General features: G+C 38.2%; 19 protein-coding genes. 18 read left to right on the top strand and 1 reads right to left on the bottom strand.

The genetic code is table 11. The annotated features are described in order from the left end of the window. The first annotated feature begins 43 nt into the window (after positions 1 to 43). The 6 genes from EAL87_RS03175 (at position 44) to EAL87_RS03150 (ending at position 5922) form a co-directional block, all read left to right on the top strand. Positions 44 to 1054, top strand: coding sequence for a class I SAM-dependent methyltransferase (locus EAL87_RS03175; protein ID WP_120913014.1), 1011 nt, complete (start codon positions 44 to 46; stop codon positions 1052 to 1054). A gap of 457 nt (positions 1055 to 1511) precedes the next feature. Then, positions 1512 to 1838 (top strand): dihydroneopterin aldolase, encoded by a 327-nt coding sequence (locus EAL87_RS03170; RefSeq protein WP_120912955.1) that lies wholly within the window; start codon positions 1512 to 1514, stop codon positions 1836 to 1838. Next, positions 1817 to 2419: a 16S rRNA (guanine(966)-N(2))-methyltransferase RsmD gene (rsmD, locus tag EAL87_RS03165; protein ID WP_120912954.1), complete on the top strand. Its 603-nt coding sequence runs from the start codon at positions 1817 to 1819 to the stop codon at positions 2417 to 2419. Before EAL87_RS03170 ends, rsmD begins: the two co-directional genes overlap by 22 nt. Positions 2420 to 2427: 8 nt before the next feature. Continuing rightward, entirely contained in the window at positions 2428 to 2979 is a 552-nt protein-coding gene (gene fliL, locus EAL87_RS03160; protein WP_000797017.1) for a flagellar basal body-associated protein FliL, read from the top strand. A 6-nt stretch (positions 2980 to 2985) separates the two neighbouring features. Further along, entirely contained in the window at positions 2986 to 3342 is a 357-nt protein-coding gene (gene acpS / locus EAL87_RS03155; protein ID WP_120912953.1) for a holo-ACP synthase, read from the top strand. A gap of 201 nt (positions 3343 to 3543) precedes the next feature. After that, complete coding sequence (locus EAL87_RS03150; protein ID WP_120912952.1) at positions 3544 to 5922, top strand: TonB-dependent receptor family protein; 2379 nt, start codon at positions 3544 to 3546, stop codon at positions 5920 to 5922. Between the two features lie 10 nt (positions 5923 to 5932). Here EAL87_RS03150 and EAL87_RS03145 read toward each other — a convergent pair whose 3' ends face one another. Then, complete coding sequence (locus EAL87_RS03145; RefSeq protein ID WP_120912951.1) at positions 5933 to 6553, bottom strand: M48 family metallopeptidase; 621 nt, start codon at positions 6551 to 6553, stop codon at positions 5933 to 5935. A gap of 81 nt (positions 6554 to 6634) precedes the next feature. Between EAL87_RS03145 and EAL87_RS03140 the strand changes: the two genes are divergently transcribed. From EAL87_RS03140 to clpP, 12 genes are all read left to right on the top strand, one after another. Continuing rightward, positions 6635 to 7480, top strand: a complete 846-nt coding sequence (locus EAL87_RS03140; protein WP_120912950.1) for a glycosyltransferase family 25 protein — start codon at positions 6635 to 6637, stop codon at positions 7478 to 7480. 74 nt (positions 7481 to 7554) lie between these two features. Continuing rightward, positions 7555 to 8589 carry a bifunctional 3,4-dihydroxy-2-butanone 4-phosphate synthase/GTP cyclohydrolase II gene (locus EAL87_RS03135; RefSeq protein WP_120912949.1) on the top strand — a complete coding sequence of 345 codons (1035 nt, stop codon included), beginning with the start codon at positions 7555 to 7557 and terminating at the stop codon, positions 8587 to 8589. 149 nt (positions 8590 to 8738) lie between these two features. Continuing rightward, the gene (locus tag EAL87_RS03130; RefSeq protein WP_240444231.1) at positions 8739 to 9515 is read left to right on the top strand and encodes a DUF3943 domain-containing protein; all 777 of its coding nucleotides are present in this window, start codon (positions 8739 to 8741) and stop codon (positions 9513 to 9515) included. A gap of 88 nt (positions 9516 to 9603) precedes the next feature. Continuing rightward, positions 9604 to 10182 carry a GTP cyclohydrolase II gene (ribA, locus tag EAL87_RS03125; protein ID WP_120912947.1) on the top strand — a complete coding sequence of 193 codons (579 nt, stop codon included), beginning with the start codon at positions 9604 to 9606 and terminating at the stop codon, positions 10180 to 10182. Between the two features lie 75 nt (positions 10183 to 10257). Further along, positions 10258 to 10479, top strand: a complete 222-nt coding sequence (locus EAL87_RS03120; protein WP_000230573.1) for a MoaD/ThiS family protein — start codon at positions 10258 to 10260, stop codon at positions 10477 to 10479. Further along, positions 10480 to 10917, top strand: coding sequence for a molybdopterin synthase catalytic subunit (locus EAL87_RS03115; RefSeq protein ID WP_120912946.1), 438 nt, complete (start codon positions 10480 to 10482; stop codon positions 10915 to 10917). Positions 10918 to 10929: 12 nt separating this feature from the next. Next, positions 10930 to 11460, top strand: a complete 531-nt coding sequence (mog, locus tag EAL87_RS03110) for a molybdopterin adenylyltransferase (RefSeq protein ID WP_120912945.1) — start codon at positions 10930 to 10932, stop codon at positions 11458 to 11460. Between the two features lie 8 nt (positions 11461 to 11468). Continuing rightward, on the top strand, positions 11469 to 11945 hold the full coding sequence (moaC, locus tag EAL87_RS03105) for a cyclic pyranopterin monophosphate synthase MoaC (protein WP_120912944.1): 477 nt from the start codon (positions 11469 to 11471) through the stop codon (positions 11943 to 11945). A gap of 118 nt (positions 11946 to 12063) precedes the next feature. Further along, positions 12064 to 12846, top strand: coding sequence for a flagellar sheath lipoprotein HpaA (gene hpaA, locus EAL87_RS03100; protein WP_120912943.1), 783 nt, complete (start codon positions 12064 to 12066; stop codon positions 12844 to 12846). A 28-nt stretch (positions 12847 to 12874) separates the two neighbouring features. Beyond that, positions 12875 to 13711, top strand: coding sequence for an outer membrane protein (locus tag EAL87_RS03095; RefSeq protein WP_120912942.1), 837 nt, complete (start codon positions 12875 to 12877; stop codon positions 13709 to 13711). A 112-nt stretch (positions 13712 to 13823) separates the two neighbouring features. Beyond that, complete coding sequence (gene tig, locus EAL87_RS03090) at positions 13824 to 15179, top strand: trigger factor (RefSeq protein ID WP_120912941.1); 1356 nt, start codon at positions 13824 to 13826, stop codon at positions 15177 to 15179. 22 nt (positions 15180 to 15201) lie between these two features. Beyond that, on the top strand, positions 15202 to 15789 hold the full coding sequence (gene clpP / locus EAL87_RS03085) for an ATP-dependent Clp endopeptidase proteolytic subunit ClpP (protein WP_000540573.1): 588 nt from the start codon (positions 15202 to 15204) through the stop codon (positions 15787 to 15789). Positions 15790 to 15792: the final 3 nt, after the last annotated feature.

Below are 15792 nucleotides of genomic sequence, written 5' to 3'. Positions count from 1 at the left end.
TCTGTTATTGTTGGTTGAGATGAGTTTGAATGAAAGGAAAATCGTGCGTTCGTTTGGAAATTACATGCAAGAGTGGCTTTATGGAGAAAAAGGGTATTACAGAAAGGCGCTAATCGGTCAAAAAGGGGATTTTTACACTTCGGTGTCTTTGAGCAAGTTTTTTGGGGGCGCTATGGCGTTTTATGTCATCAAGCTTTTAGAAGAAGAAAAATTATTTTTGCCTTTAAAAATTGTAGAAATTGGCTCTCATCATGGGCATTTTTTGAGCGATATAGCCAGCTTTTTAAACGCTTTGAGCGTGGGCGTAATGGAAAAATGCGAGTTTATCAGCTGTGAGCCTTTAAAGGAATTGCAAAAACTCCAACGAACCATTTTCAAACAAGCCACGCAATTGGATCTGATGATCTGCGATCTGAAAGATCTAGATTTCAAGGGGCATGAAAGCGCGTTTGTTGTCTCTAATGAATTGTTTGACGCGTTCGCTTGCGAGATCATTAAAGACAACCAAATGCTTTTCATCACCCATGATCATCAGGGCGTTTGGGGCGGTATTGATGAACCCACTAAAGAACTTCTTAAAACTTTGAATTTAATACAAGGGTGCGCGCCGTTGTTTTTAGAGGCTTTCATTAAGGATTTGTTAGAGAAATTGAACGAGGCTTCTTCTTGGGTGTTTTTGAGCTTTGATTATGGCGGTGAAACAGAGCGGAAAGACATGCATTTAAGGGCTTTTAAAAACCATCAAGCGCTGGATTTTAAGGATATTTTAAATAATTTAGCTTCTTTGTATCAGCAAAGCGATTTGACTTATGATGTCAATTTTTCTTTGGTGCGTTTTTTGTTTGAAAAACACCACGCGCAATTTTCATTCTTCAAATCGCAGGCTAACGCTTTGCTGGATATGGGGCTTATGGGATTGTTAGAAATGTTTTCAAAGAGCGTGAGTTATGAAAGGTATTTAAAAAAAGCGGCTAAAATCAAGCCCCTAATTAGCCCTGGGGGTTTAGGGGAGCGTTTCAAAGCGTTAGAGTTTGTGAAAAAAAATAAAATGTAAAGCGTTTTGATAATCTAATAATAATTAATAATAATAAAGAGTTTGCGTATTTTTAAAGGGGGGATTGGTATCTTGGATTTTAGAATATTAAACACTAAGCATTTACTATGAAACACTACGCTTTCAAGGTTAGTTTGCGTGAAAAGTTGAGAGGGGCTAACTTGCTTTCTCAATTAAGGTAAGAGCGTTAGGACATTTTAATGAAAAAGTTTATTAAAATGCTAAGTTATAGTAAAGAAGGAAGGAATATAATACGCCTTTCGCTCTTACCTTAGGCGACATTATACCAAAAAAAAAAAAAAGGGGGTGTTATTTGAGCTTTATTTTTAACATTCTGTTTTTCTTTTTTACAAAATGAAACACTTTTTAAGTTTATTTATTTAATATTGGTGTTTAAAAGAAAGAATCGCTATAATTTGAAACAATTTAAGTTTGTTGATGGGATAAAAGGGGTTTTTTGAAAATTTTTCTTTCTTGCAAGTCTTTGTTGATTCAAAGGAGTTTGGAATTTTATTTGAGCGGTTACCTCTCTCCTGTGGAAGTTTGCGATCTTGTTTTAAGCGATGATGAAACGCTAGAGATTAATAAGCCCCTATGCTTTATAGAAGAATGCTTAAGAAAGCCTTTCACCAAACAGAGCGTGAAAGAAGATGTAAAAAATTTTTATCGCGCTTTAAAGACGAGCGAAAAACCTTGCGAAGAAATCCAATTTTCTAAAGAGCAAAAGATCCAGCAATTACTAGAAGAATACACCCAAAAATTATGCCAAATCATCAGCCAGTAAAAAAATTTAAAATTATTGGGGGGGCTTGTAAGGGATTGGGCTTGAATTTGCCTAACGTTTCTAGCACGCGCCCCACCAAAGCGATCGTAAGAGAGTCGTTTTTTAACACCTTGCAAGCAGAAATTAGGAGCGCGCATTTTATAGAAGTGTTTTCAGGCAGTGCTTCTATGGGGTTAGAGGCTTTGAGTAGGGGGGCAACAAGCGCGGTGTTTTTTGAGCAAAATAAAGACGCTTATAAAACGCTTTTAGAAAATATTGCACTTTTTAAAAACCGCCTGAAAAAGGAAATGGAAATCCAAACCTTTTTAGATGACGCTTTCAAGCTTTTGCCCACGCTGCGTTTAAAAAATGGCGTTTTGAATATTATTTATTTGGATCCGCCTTTTGAAACAAGCGGGTTTTTAGGGATTTATGAAAAATGTTTTCAAGCTTTAGAAAGGTTATTGAAACGCTTTAATCCAAAAAATCTTTTAGTGGTTTTTGAGCATGAAAGTCTGCATGAAATGCCTAAAAGTCTTGTAACTTTAGCTATAATCAAACAGAAAAAATTCGGGAAAACCACTTTAACTTATTTTCAATAGGAATAGGCATGGCAGAAGAACAAGAAAATACCGCGCAACAACCTCCCAAAAAAAGCAAAGCCCTTTTATTTGTCATCATTGGAAGCGTGTTAGTGATGCTTTTATTAGTGGGGGTGATTATCATGCTGCTTATGGGGAATAAGGAAGAATCTAAAGAAAACGCTTCTAAAAACACCCAAGAAGTTCAAGCTAATCCTATGGCGAACAAAAATCAAGAGGCCAAAGAAGGCTCTAATATCCAGCAATATTTAGTGCTTGGACCTTTGTATGCGATTGATGCGCCTTTTGCGGTGAATTTGGTCTCTCAAAATGGCAGACGCTACCTTAAGGCTTCTATTTCGTTAGAATTGAGTAATGAAAAGCTTTTAAATGAAGTCAAGGTTAAAGACACAGCGATTAAAGACACGATTATAGAGATTCTGTCGTCTAAAAGCGTGGAAGAAGTGGTTACTAATAAAGGCAAAAACAAGCTTAAAGATGAAATTAAGAGCCATTTGAATTCGTTTTTGATTGATGGCTTTATTAAAAATGTCTTTTTCACTGATTTCATTATTCAATAGTTTTAAATGATTGGCGTAGATATTGTCTCTATTGCTAGGATAGAAAAGTGTGTGAAACGCTTTGAAATGAGGTTTTTAGAGCGTTTTTTATCGCCAAGCGAGATTCTTTTATGCAAGGATAAATCTAGTAGTATCGCTGGGTTTTTCGCGCTTAAAGAGGCTTGTTCTAAAGCCCTTCAAGTGGGCATTGGTAAGGAATTGAGCTTTTTGGATATACGCATTTCTAAAAGCCCTAAAAACGCCCCCTTAATCACCCTTTCCAAAGAAAAAATGGATTATTTCAACATCCAAAGCTTGAGCGCGAGCATCAGCCATGACGCTGGTTTTGCGATAGCGGTTGTGATGGTTTCTTCGTCAAATTGATAAATAACGCATTCAAAAATTCCCGTAACATTCTGTTTTAAAAGGCGCTCGGTAGCTATTTAAAAAACACTAAAAACCTTTTTCAAATCGTTTTGATAACGAATTGTAAATAAATAAAATCAAACTTCAATTCTTAAGCTAATTATAATAATTATTTTTATAGTATGCATCGGTTTGAATTAAATGAGAAAGGTTATTATAATGAATGGTTATTTGAGGGTAAAAACCCCCTATTTTTTAGCGTTGGGCGCTTTGACTTTTTGGACTTTTAGTTCTTTTGCAGGCGCGAAAGAACAGCACCATTTTTTAAAAAAAGTTACAACCACTGAGCAAAAATTCAATTCCAGTGCCCCGCTTTCATGGCAAAGCGAAGAGGTGCGTAATTCCACAAGCTCTCGCACGGTGATTTCCAACAAAGAACTCAAAAAAATGGGTAATTTGAATATTGAAAACGCTTTGCAAAACGTGCCAGGGATTCAAATCAGAGACGCTACAGGCACAGGCGTGCTGCCTAAAATTTCAGTGCGCGGTTTTGGTGGGGGTGGTAACGGGCATAGCAATACGGGCATGATTTTAGTCAATGGTATCCCCATTTATGGCGCGCCGTATTCTAATATTGAACTGGCGATTTTCCCTGTTACTTTCCAGTCAGTGGATAGGATTGACGTGATTAAAGGTGGCACGAGCGTGCAATACGGCCCTAACACTTTTGGGGGCGTGGTGAATGTCATCACTAAAGAAATCCCTAAAGAGTGGGAAAATCAAGCGGCTGAAAGAATCACTTTTTGGGGGCGATCCTCCACAGGGGGCTTTGTAGATCCTGAAGAAAAGGGCAAACCCTTAGCCCAAACTTTAGGCAATCAGATGCTGTTTAACACTTACGGGCGAACGGCTGGAATGCTAGGCAAACATATAGGCATTAGCATGCAAGGCAATTGGATTAACGGGCAAGGTTTCAGGCAAAACAGCCCCACAAAGGTGCAAAACTACTTGCTTGATGCGGTTTATAAGATTAATGCGACCAACACTTTTAAAGCTTATTACCAGTATTATCAATACAATTCTTACCACCCAGGCACTTTGAGCGCGCAAGATTATGCCTATAACCGCTTTATTAACGAGCGCCCTGACAATCAAGATGGAGGGCGAGCCAAGCGCTTTGGGATCGTGTATCAAAATTATTTTGGCGATCCGGATAGGAAAGTGGGGGGAGATTTTAAATTCACTTATTTCACGCATGACATGAGCAGGGATTTTGGGTTTTCCAACCAATACCAAAGCGTGTATATGAGCAGTCAAAATAAGATCTTACCTTTTAAAGGCAAAGGAAAAATCAGCGCGACTAACCCTAATTGCGGGTTGTATTCTTATAGCGATACGAGTAGTCCTTGTTGGCAATTTTTTGACAATATCCGCCGCTTCGTGGTGAATGCCTTTGAGCCAAAACTCAATCTCATTGTCAATACCGGTAAAGTCAAACAAACTTTTAATATGGGAATGCGGTTTTTAACAGAAGATTTATACCGCCGATCCACCACCAGGAAAAACCCTAGCGTGCCTAATAATGGGAGTGGTTTTGATGCAGGAACTTCACTCAATAATTTCAACAATTATACCGCCGTGTATGCCAGCGATGAAATCAATTTCAATGACGGCATGCTAACGATCACGCCAGGCTTGAGATACACTTTTTTAAATTACGAAAAAAAAGACGCTCCCCCTTTTAAAGCAGGTCAAACAGGAAAAACCACAAAAGAGCGTTATAACCAATTAAATCCGGCGCTGAATGTCGGCTATAAACCCATTAAGGATTGGTTGTTTTATTTCAATTATCAAAGAAGCTACATCCCGCCCCAATTCAGCAATATCGGTAATTTTGTAGGCACAAGTACGGATTATTTTCAAATCTTTAATGTCATGGAAGGCGGCTCACGCTACTATTTTAACAATCAAGTGAGTTTTAACGCGAATTATTTTGTGATTTTTGCGAATAATTATTTTACCGGGCGCTATGGGGATAATAAAGAGCCGGTCAATGCGAGATCGCAAGGCGTGGAGCTGGAATTGTATTACACGCCTATTAGAGGGCTTAATTTCCATGCGGCTTACACTTTTATAGACGCTGTTATCACCAGCCACACGATGGTTACTAACCCTGCCAATCCTAAAGGGCCTAAAAAAGATATTTTTGGCAAAAAGCTCCCTTTTGTCAGCCCGCACCAATTCATTTTAGACGCGAGCTACACTTACGCTAAAACCACGATCGGGTTGAGTTCGTTCTTTTATAGCACGGCTTATAGCGATGTGTTAAACACCGTGCCTTTTACAGAATACGCACCCACGATTAAAAACGGGGCCATCACTACCAAAACAGCGGGCATGACGCCGTGGTATTGGGTGTGGAATTTGCAAATTTCTAGCACTCTGTGGGAGCGTAAAAATCAAAGCGTGAATGCGAGCTTGCAAATCAATAATATTTTTAACATGAAGTATTGGTTTAGCGGGATAGGCACTAGCCCTAATGGTAAAGAAGCCGCACCTCCCAGAAGCATAACAGCGTATGTGAGCTATCATTTTTAAGGTTTAATCTTTAGGGTTGTAGTTGCTTAAGCAATTGGGCATAAAAAACAACCCTTTGCTTTAAATGCTCTCTTAGAGCACGGTAATTAGGGCAAAAGATTTTTACGCAACGCCAAAAATTTTGAGAATGGTTTTTGTGGATCGTGTGGGCGAGCTCATGGATGATGACGTAATCAATCGCTTCTTTTTGGGCGCAAATCAATAATAAAGCAAAACTCAAGCGGTTATGATAAGAGCAGCTCCCTAAAACTTTAGCGTTATTTCTAATGCTGAAATGGGTGTATGAAGTTTGCATTTTTTGAGCGATTAAGGGGAGTTTTTGCTCCAAATAAGTTTTTAAGATTTTTTTAAGCTCTGTTAGGGTGTAATCGTTAGCGTTTTTCATCTCATCAAACACAAGGATTTTGTTTTGATATTTTTCTAGGTTAGTGTGCAAGAGCGAGTATTTTTCTCGCATGGCTGAAAGGGTTTTTTTTAGCCAAGCTTTCTGTTCTTTTAAAAAAGCGTTCGCTCTGGCTTGAGAGCAAGAATAGGGCATTTTGAGAATCACTTCTAAAGAGGGCGTGATATTCAAGCTCAGGGTTTTGATTTTTTTACTTTTTTGAATGGTAATAGGAATATCATCTAACATGATGCGTATTTTACTAAAATTTGCGCTAGAATGTAATCAAGTTTAACATTGATTTTATTTGTATTAAGAATTAAGGCTAGCATGCGTGTTTTTATTATTCATTTAAGCCCCAAAACCTGTCAAAATTTTTCTTTAAAAGAAACTCATATAACCCCCCTTTTAGAGAGTCTCAAACTTCAAGGGATCTCTTATGAAATTTTTGATGCGATCTATTCTAAAACCTCTCCCACTCAATTGCACCCCTTGATTTTAGAGCATTTGCACCCTTCTTTCATGATTGAAAATTTATTGGCTTTTTGTAAAAATAAAAAACACTCTCCTTGCGCGTTCAAAAATTTCTTTTACGCGCTCAAGCATTGCGGGAAGAGAATGGGGTTTGGGGAGCTTGGGTGCTATGCGAGCCATTATTTGTTGTGGCAAAAATGCATAGAACTCAATGAAGCGATCTGTATTTTAGAAGATGACATCACTTTAAAAGAGCGTTTTAAAGAAAGCTTGGAGTTTTGTGGTGAACACATCAACGAATTAGGCTATATCCGCTTGATGCATTTAGAAGAAAATGTGGCTAAACAAAAAACTCCCATTAAGGGGGTTTCTCAAATCTTACATTTTAAAGATGGCATTGGCACTCAAGGGTATGTTTTAGCCCCCAAAGCCGCGCAAAAATTATTGGAATACAGCGCGAAAGAATGGGTGATGCCTATAGATTGCGTGATGGATAGGCATTATTGGCATGGGGTCAAAAACTATGTGTTAGAGGAATTTGCGATCGCTTGCGACGGGATGAACGCTCAAAACTCCAACACAGAAAAACAAAGGCCTAAAAAATTACCTTTAAGCATCAGGATTGGCCGCTCTTTACACAAGGGTGCGATTAAACAATGGAATATTTTGAAATCATTTTTTCCCTCACTAACAATAAAGTAATAATCGTTATTAAACATGCTATATTTCTTTTTTCTATAAAACTAAATATTATTGAATAAAACTAGGGAGTTAGAATGATCTTAAAACGAGTTACTGAAGCTTTAGAAGCGTATAAAAATGGCGAAATGCTTATTGTTATGGATGATGAAGACAGAGAAAATGAGGGGGATTTGGTTTTAGCCGGGATTTTTTCTACCCCTGAGAAAATCAATTTCATGGCCACGCATGCTAGGGGGTTGATTTGCGTGTCTTTAACCAAAGATTTAGCGAAAAAATTTGAATTGCCTCCTATGGTTAGCGTGAATGATTCTAACCATGAGACCGCTTTCACGGTGTCCATTGACGCTAAAGAAGCCAAAACCGGGATTTCTGCTTTTGAAAGACATTTAACGATTGAATTATTGTGTAAAGACACCACCAAACCGAGCGATTTTGTGCGCCCGGGGCATATTTTCCCCTTAATCGCAAAAGATGGAGGCGTGTTAGCGCGCACAGGCCATACGGAAGCGAGCGTGGATTTATGCAAATTAACTGGATTAAAGCCCGTGAGCGTGATTTGTGAAATCATGAAAGAAGACGGCTCTATGGCGAGGAGAGGGGATAAATTTTTGAGCGATTTCGCCCTTAAGCATAATCTTAAAACCCTTTATGTCTCTGATTTGATTAGCTATCGTTTGGAAAATGAAAATTTGCTGAAAATGTTTTGCCAAGAAGAAAGAGAGTTTTTAAAACACCAAACGCAATGCTACACTTTTTTAGACCACCAGCAAAAAAACCATTACGCTTTTAAGTTTAAAGGTGCAAAAACCCATGGTTTAGCCCCTTTAGTGCGTTTCCACCCTATCAAAGAGGATTTTGATTTTTTAACGACTGACGCGTTTGAAGCGTTTTTTAAAGCGTTAGAGTATTTGAAGCGTGAAGGGGGTTATTTGATCTTTATGAACACGCATTCTAAAGAAAACAATATCGTTAAAGATTTTGGGATTGGGGCGTTAGTGTTAAAAAATTTGGGAATAAAGGATTTCAGGCTTTTAAGCTCTTCTGAAGACAGGCAGTATCAGGCTTTGAGCGGGTTTGGGCTTAAGCTTGTAGAAACGATTAGCCTTTAAAGCTTGTTCAATTTCATTGAATGCGTTGCAATATTTTTAAGATATAATAAACTCTTTTTAAGTCAAGCAATAAAGTTTGCAACCTGATGAGAGTAATAATAGAGTTTATGCTGATTTCATTAAAAACATTCCTAAAAATATTATTGAAAATATTCCTAAAAACCTTCCAAAAGATTTGGGTAGTTTGCGTGGTGGTTTGGGGGTTAGGCTGTAGTTTTTTAAACGCTAACAGCATCCAATTAGAAGAAACGCTCAGACGCCCTTCTAAAAATCTCTCATGGCATTATTTTAAAAAGAAGTTTAAAAAGAGCAACACGATCCCTTATGCCCCAAATAGCCGTTGGAAATATTTAGGCACAAGTATAGGGATTTTAGGCGTGTCTTTGGTGATAGGGATTGTGGGGTTGTATCTCATGCCAGAGAGCGTAACGAATTGGGATAAAGAAAAGTTTGGCGTCAAAAGTTGGTTTGAAAATGTCCGCATGGGGCCAAAACTGGACAACGATAGTTTTATTTTCAATGAAATTTTGCACCCTTATTTTGGGGCTATGTATTATATGCAACCGCGCATGGCTGGGTTTAGCTGGATGGCATCAGCGTTTTTTTCTTTTATCACTTCCACGCTTTTTTGGGAATATGGTTTGGAAGCGTTTGTGGAAGTGCCTAGCTGGCAGGATTTAGTGATCACGCCTTTATTAGGCTCCATTTTAGGGGAAGGGTTTTACCAGCTCACACGCTATATCCAACGCAATGAAGGCAGGCTTTTTGGCTCGTTATTTTTAGGGCGTTTGGTTATCGCTCTTATGGATCCTATCGGTTTTATCATTAGGGATTTAGGGCTTGGGGAAGCTTTAGGGATCCGCAATAAACATGAAATCCGTTCTGGTTTAAGCCCTAATGGCTTGAATTTGACTTACAAATTTTAAGAGCTTAAAATTTAAGAAAATTATAAAGAGTTTTGATAGAATACCTTTTTTTAAAAGATGCGTTTTAAAACTAATTTTAGGAGTATCCTTGAAACGATTAGAAATTTCTAACCAAGCCAAATTACCCACGCAATTTGGGGAGTTTTATATCCAGTGTTTTAGGGAAAAGGGTTCTAATGGCTCTAAAGATCATTTAGTGGTTTTCACCCCTAATTTTTCTCAAAACCCTTTAGTGCGTTTGCATTCAGAATGCTTAACGGGTGATGCTCTAGGCTCTCAAAAATGCGATTGCGGAGGGGCGTTGCAAATGGCGTTAGAAAGGATTTCTAAAGAAGGGGGGCTAGTGATTTATTTGCGCCAAGAAGGGCGTGGGATAGGGCTATTTAATAAAGTCAATGCCTACGCTTTGCAAGATAAGGGCTATGATACCATTCAAGCCAATGAAATGATAGGGTTTAAAGACGATGAAAGGGATTATAGTGTTGCGGGTGAGATTTTAGAATATTACCGCATTAAAAAAATGCGCTTACTCACGAACAACCCTAAAAAAATCGCCGCTTTAGAAAAATACGCTGAGGTAACAAGAGAGAGCTTGATCGTGTGCGCTAACGAGCACAATCAAGGGTATTTGGAAGTCAAAAAGCTCAAAATGGGGCATTTATTGTGAAAACCATGGATGCTTTAAGGAGGTTTTAAAAATATTAAAATCATGCTTTTAAAAGATTGGATATAGGGGTAAATGATGGTAGAAGTGCGATTCTTTGGACCCATAAAAGAAGAAAATTTTTTCATCAAAGCGAATGATTTAAAAGAATTAAGAGCGATTTTACAAGAAAAAGAGGGCCTAAAAGAGTGGTTGGGCGTTTGCGCGATAGCCCTTAATGATCACTTAATAGACAATTTAAACACGCCTTTAAAAGATGGCGATGTGGTAAGTTTGTTGCCACCGGTTTGTGGGGGCTAGGTGTTAAAAATCATTCAAGGGGCATTAGATACGGAGAAGCTTTTGAAAGCCTACCAAAAGGAAGCTTGTGCGAAAAACTTTGGAGCGTTTTGTGTGTTTGTGGGGATTGTGAGAAAAGAGGATAACATTCAAGGCTTGAGTTTTGATATTTATGAGGTGCTATTAAAGGCTTGGTTTGAAAAATGGCGCCATAAAGCCAAAGATTTGGGCGTGGTGTTAAAAATGGCACACAGCTTGGGCGATGTTTTGATAGGACAAAGCTCATTTTTATGCGTTTTAATGGGAAAGAATAGAAAAAATGCCTTAGAACTATACGAAGATTTTATTGAAGATTTTAAGCGTAACGCTCCTATTTGGAAATACGATTTGATTGATAATGAACGCATTTACGCTAAAGAAAGAAGCCACCCTTTAAAAGGGAGTGGGCTTTTAGCTTAAAAAGGAGTTAAAATGCAAACGATTCATATAGGCGTTTTGAGCGCAAGCGATAGAGCGTCAAAAGGGGTTTATGAAGATTTAAGCGGTAAAGCGATACAAGAAGTGTTGCGTGAATATTTGCTCAATCCTTTAAAATTTCATTACGAAATTGTCGCTGATGAAAGGGATTTGATTGAAAAATCGCTGATTAAAATGTGCGATGAATACCAATGCGATCTAGTCGTTACCACAGGAGGCACAGGCCCTGCTTTAAGAGACATAACCCCAGAAGCCACAGAAAAAGTGTGCCAAAAAATGCTTCCTGGGTTTGGAGAGCTTATGCGAATGACTAGTTTGAAATATGTGCCTACAGCGATTCTATCGCGCCAGAGCGCTGGCATTAGGAATAAGAGTTTGATCATTAATCTCCCTGGTAAGCCAAAAAGTATTAGAGAATGCTTAGAAGCGGTTTTTCCAGCGATTCCTTATTGCGTGGATTTGATTTTAGGGAATTACATGCAAGTGAATGAAAAAAACATTCAAGCGTTTCGCCCCAAACAATAAGGTAAAAAATGCCGCTCACTCATTTGAATGAAGAAAATCAGCCTAAAATGGTGGATATAGGGGATAAGGAAACCACTGAAAGAATCGCTCTAGCAAGCGGTCGTATCAGCATGAATAAAGAGGCTTATGATGCTATTATTAATCATTGCGTTAAAAAGGGTCCGGTATTACAGACTGCGATTATTGCTGGGATCATGGGGGCTAAAAAGACAAGCGAGCTCATTCCCATGTGCCATTCAATCATGCTCAATGGGGTGGATATTGATATTTTAGAAGAAAAAGAGACTTGCAGTTTTAAACTCTATGCAAGAGTCAAAACTCAAGCTAAAACGGGTGTAGAAATGGAGGCTTTAATGAGTGTGAGCGTAGGGCTTTTAACTATTTATGACATGGTGAAAGCCATTGATAAGGGCATGGTGATTAGCGATGTGGTGTTGGAGTATAAGAGTGGAGGTAAAAGTGGGGATTATAACGCTAAAAAATAGAAAAAAACTAATAATCTAAAGATGTTAGGGTAAAATAACATTTTGACAACAAAAGCGTGTTGGTTGCTTCGGGTTTGTTGTTATAGAAGTCTAAAATATTACAATCAAGGATAGAACGATGAAAGCAAATAATCATTTTAAAGATTTTGCATGGAAAAAATGCCTTTTAGGCGCGAGCGTGGTAGCGTTATTAGTGGGATGCAGCCCGCACATTATTGAAACCAATGAAGTCGCTTTGAAATTGAATTACCATCCAGCTAGCGAGAAAGTTCAAGCGTTAGACGAAAAGATTCTACTTTTAAGGCCAGCTTTTCAATACAGCGATAATATCGCTAAAGAGTATGAAAATAAATTCAAGAATCAAACCGTGCTCAAGGTTGAACAGATTTTACAAAATCAAGGCTATAAGGTTATTAGCGTGGATAGCAGCGATAAAGACGATTTTTCTTTCGCACAAAAAAAAGAAGGGTATTTGGCTGTCGCTATGAATGGGGAAATTGTTTTACGCCCCGATCCTAAAAGAACCACACAGAAAAAATCAGAACCTGGGTTGTTATTCTCCACTGGTTTGGATAAAATGGAGGGGGTTTTAATCCCGGCTGGGTTTATTAAGGTTACCATACTAGAGCCTATGAGTGGGGAAACTTTAGATTCTTTTACGATGGATTTGAGCGAGTTAGACATCCAAGAAAAATTCTTAAAAACCACCCATTCAAGCCATAGTGGGGGGTTGGTTAGCACTATGGTTAAGGGAACGGATAATTCTAATGATGCGATCAAGAGCGCTTTGAATAAGATTTTTGCAAATATCATGCAAGAAATAGACAAAAAACTCACTCAAAAGAATTTAGAATCTTATCAAAAAGACGCCAAGGAATTGAAAAACAAGAGAAACCGATAAAGACAAATAACGCATAAGAGAAGAACGCTTGAACAGACTGCTTAAAAAGGGGTTTTTAGCGTTCTTTTTGAGCGTGTGTTTAAGGGCTGATGATTTGGTTACTTACACAATTATCAAAGAAAAAGATCTAGGATTCCAGCGGTTTTTAGCCAAGAAGTGTTTAAGGGGCAAAACCCACTCTCCATGTTTCACTGGGTCTAAAAAGCCTAAAAGAAAGCTTTTTAACATAGACAAAAGCTCCCACTATTATGGCACAAGCGTGGTGCAAATGTCATGGCTACAGAGCAGGGAAAGATTTGAAAACCATTCAAAATACCGAGACATTCCTTTTGCTGAAGTCAGTTTGATTTATGGCTATAAACAATTTTTTCCTAAAAAAGAGCGCTATGGTTTCCGTTTTTATGTTTCTTTGGATTATGCTTATGGGTTTTTTCTTAAAAATAAAGGCGTATTGGGCGATAGTTTGAGGGAGAGTTCGCAAATCCCTAAAAGCTATAGAGAAAAGTTGCAAAGAAAAGAGACTTTTATTAACGCTATTTTTTATGGCGCGGGAGCTGACTTTTTATACAAACGCTCTTTCGGGACGCTGATTTTAGGGATGAATTTCGTGGGAGAAACCTGGTTTTATGAAACAAAGATTTTTAAAAAGTGGGCTAAAGATCCTTCAAGTATTTACCACCCTTACATGTTTCAAGTGATGTTGAATGTGGGGTATCGTTACCGCTTTTCAAGGTATAAGAATTGGGCGATAGAATTTGGTGCGCGCATCCCTTTTTTAACCAATGATTATTTTAAAACCCCTTTATACACCCTTCATTTCAGGCGCAATATTTCTGTCTATCTCACTTCAACTTATGATTTTTAGTTTTTTCAATTTTTGAAAACCAGAATTAAAACCGCTTTTTATAAACCGGAATTAAAACAAATTAAGCTATAATGACTACAAAAATTTAATTTTTTAACCATTAAGGAAAGAGATGAATCTTGAAGTGAAAAAGATTGACACCGCCAACGCCCGTTTGAGCGCTAAACCTTCCATTGAGAATTTAGAAAAGCGTTATGATAAAATCGCTCAAAAAATCGCCCAAAAAGTTAAAATTGATGGCTTTAGAAGAGGTAAAGTCCCCCTTAGTTTAGTGAAAACCCGCTATCAAGCCCAAATTGAAAAAGACGCTCAAGAAGAAATGATTCAAGAGGTTTTAAAAAACGCTCTTAAAGAATTAGGGATTGAAACTAAGGACCTCATCGGCAGCCACAATTTCACTAAATTTGAAAAAAAAGACACGCATTTTGAAATAGAAGCGGACATTGGCTTGAAACCCACGATTGTTTTAGACAAGATTAAAGAGTGTGTGCCTAGCGTGGGAGTGGAAATCCCCAATGAAGAAAAAATTAATGAGCGTTTGAAACAGCTCGCTAAAGATTACGCGAAATTCGTGGATGCTGACGCTCAAAGAAAAGCTCAAAACGACGATAAATTGACGATTGATTTTGAAGGCTTTATAGATAATACGCCTTTTGAAGGAGGCAAGGCTGAGAATTTCACTTTGATTTTAGGCAATAAGCAAATGCTAGAAGATTTTGAAAAGGCTCTTTTAGGCATGCAAGCTAGCGAAGAAAAAGAATTCCCTTTGACTTTCCCTAGCGGATACCACGCAGAGCATTTGGCCGACAAAGAAGCCCTTTTTAAAGTGAAATTACGCCAGATTCAAGCGCGTGAAGCGTTAGAAATCAATGACGAACTCGCTAAAATCGTGCTGGCCAATGAAGAGAATGCGACTTTAAAGCTTTTAAAAGAAAGGGTTGAAGGGCAGTTATTTTTAGAAAATAAGGCTAGGCTCTATAATGAAGAGCTGAAAGAAAAATTGATTGAAAATTTAGATGAAAAGATCGTTTTTGATTTGCCTAAAACGATCATAGAGCAAGAAATGGATTTGTTATTCAGGAACGCTCTTTATTCCATGCAAGCCGAAGAAGTCAAATCCTTACAAGAAAGTCAAGAAAAAGCCAAAGAAAAGCGTGAGAGCTTTAGAAACGATGCGACAAAAAGCGTGAAAATCACTTTTATCATTGACGCTTTAGCGAAGGAAGAAAAAATTGGCGTGCATGACAATGAAGTCTTTCAAACCTTGTATTATGAAGCGATGATGACAGGGCAAAACCCAGAAAGCCTCATTGAACAATACCGCAAAAATAACATGTTAGCGGCGGTGAAAATGGCGATGATTGAAGATAGGGTGTTAGCTTATTTGTTGGATAAAAATTTGCCTAAAGAACAGCAAGAAATTTTAGAGAAAATGAGGCCTAACGCTCAAAAAACTCAAGTGGGTTGAACAGCTAAAAAAAGGAGAAATGATGGGATACATTCCTTATGTAATAGAGAATACCGATCGTGGGGAGCGTAGCTATGATATTTATTCGCGCCTTTTAAAGGATCGCATTGTTTTATTGAGCGGTGAGATTAATGACAGCGTGGCGTCTTCTATTGTGGCCCAACTCTTGTTTTTGGAAGCTGAAGACCCTGAAAAAGACATTGGCTTGTATATCAATTCTCCCGGTGGGGTGATAACAAGCGGTCTTAGTATTTATGATACGATGAATTTTATCCGCCCTGATGTTTCCACGATTTGCATCGGTCAAGCGGCTTCTATGGGGGCGTTTTTACTGAGCTGTGGGGCTAAGGGCAAGCGTTTTTCACTGCCCCATTCAAGGATTATGATCCACCAGCCTTTAGGGGGGGCTCAAGGGCAAGCGAGCGATATTGAAATCATTTCTAACGAAATTCTCAGGCTTAAGGGTTTGATGAATTCTATTTTGGCTCAAAATTCAGGGCAGAGTTTGGAACAAATCGCTAAAGACACGGACAGGGATTTTTACATGAGCGCTAAAGAAGCTAAAGAGTATGGCTTGATCGATAAAGTGTTGCAGAAAAATGTGAAGTGATCG

The organism is Helicobacter pylori, from assembly GCF_003636935.1.
Classification (GTDB): Bacteria; Campylobacterota; Campylobacteria; order Campylobacterales; family Helicobacteraceae; genus Helicobacter; species Helicobacter pylori_CH.
The sequence above is the reverse complement of the archived record's forward strand: the minus strand, read 5'-3'. Positions and strand labels throughout refer to the sequence as shown.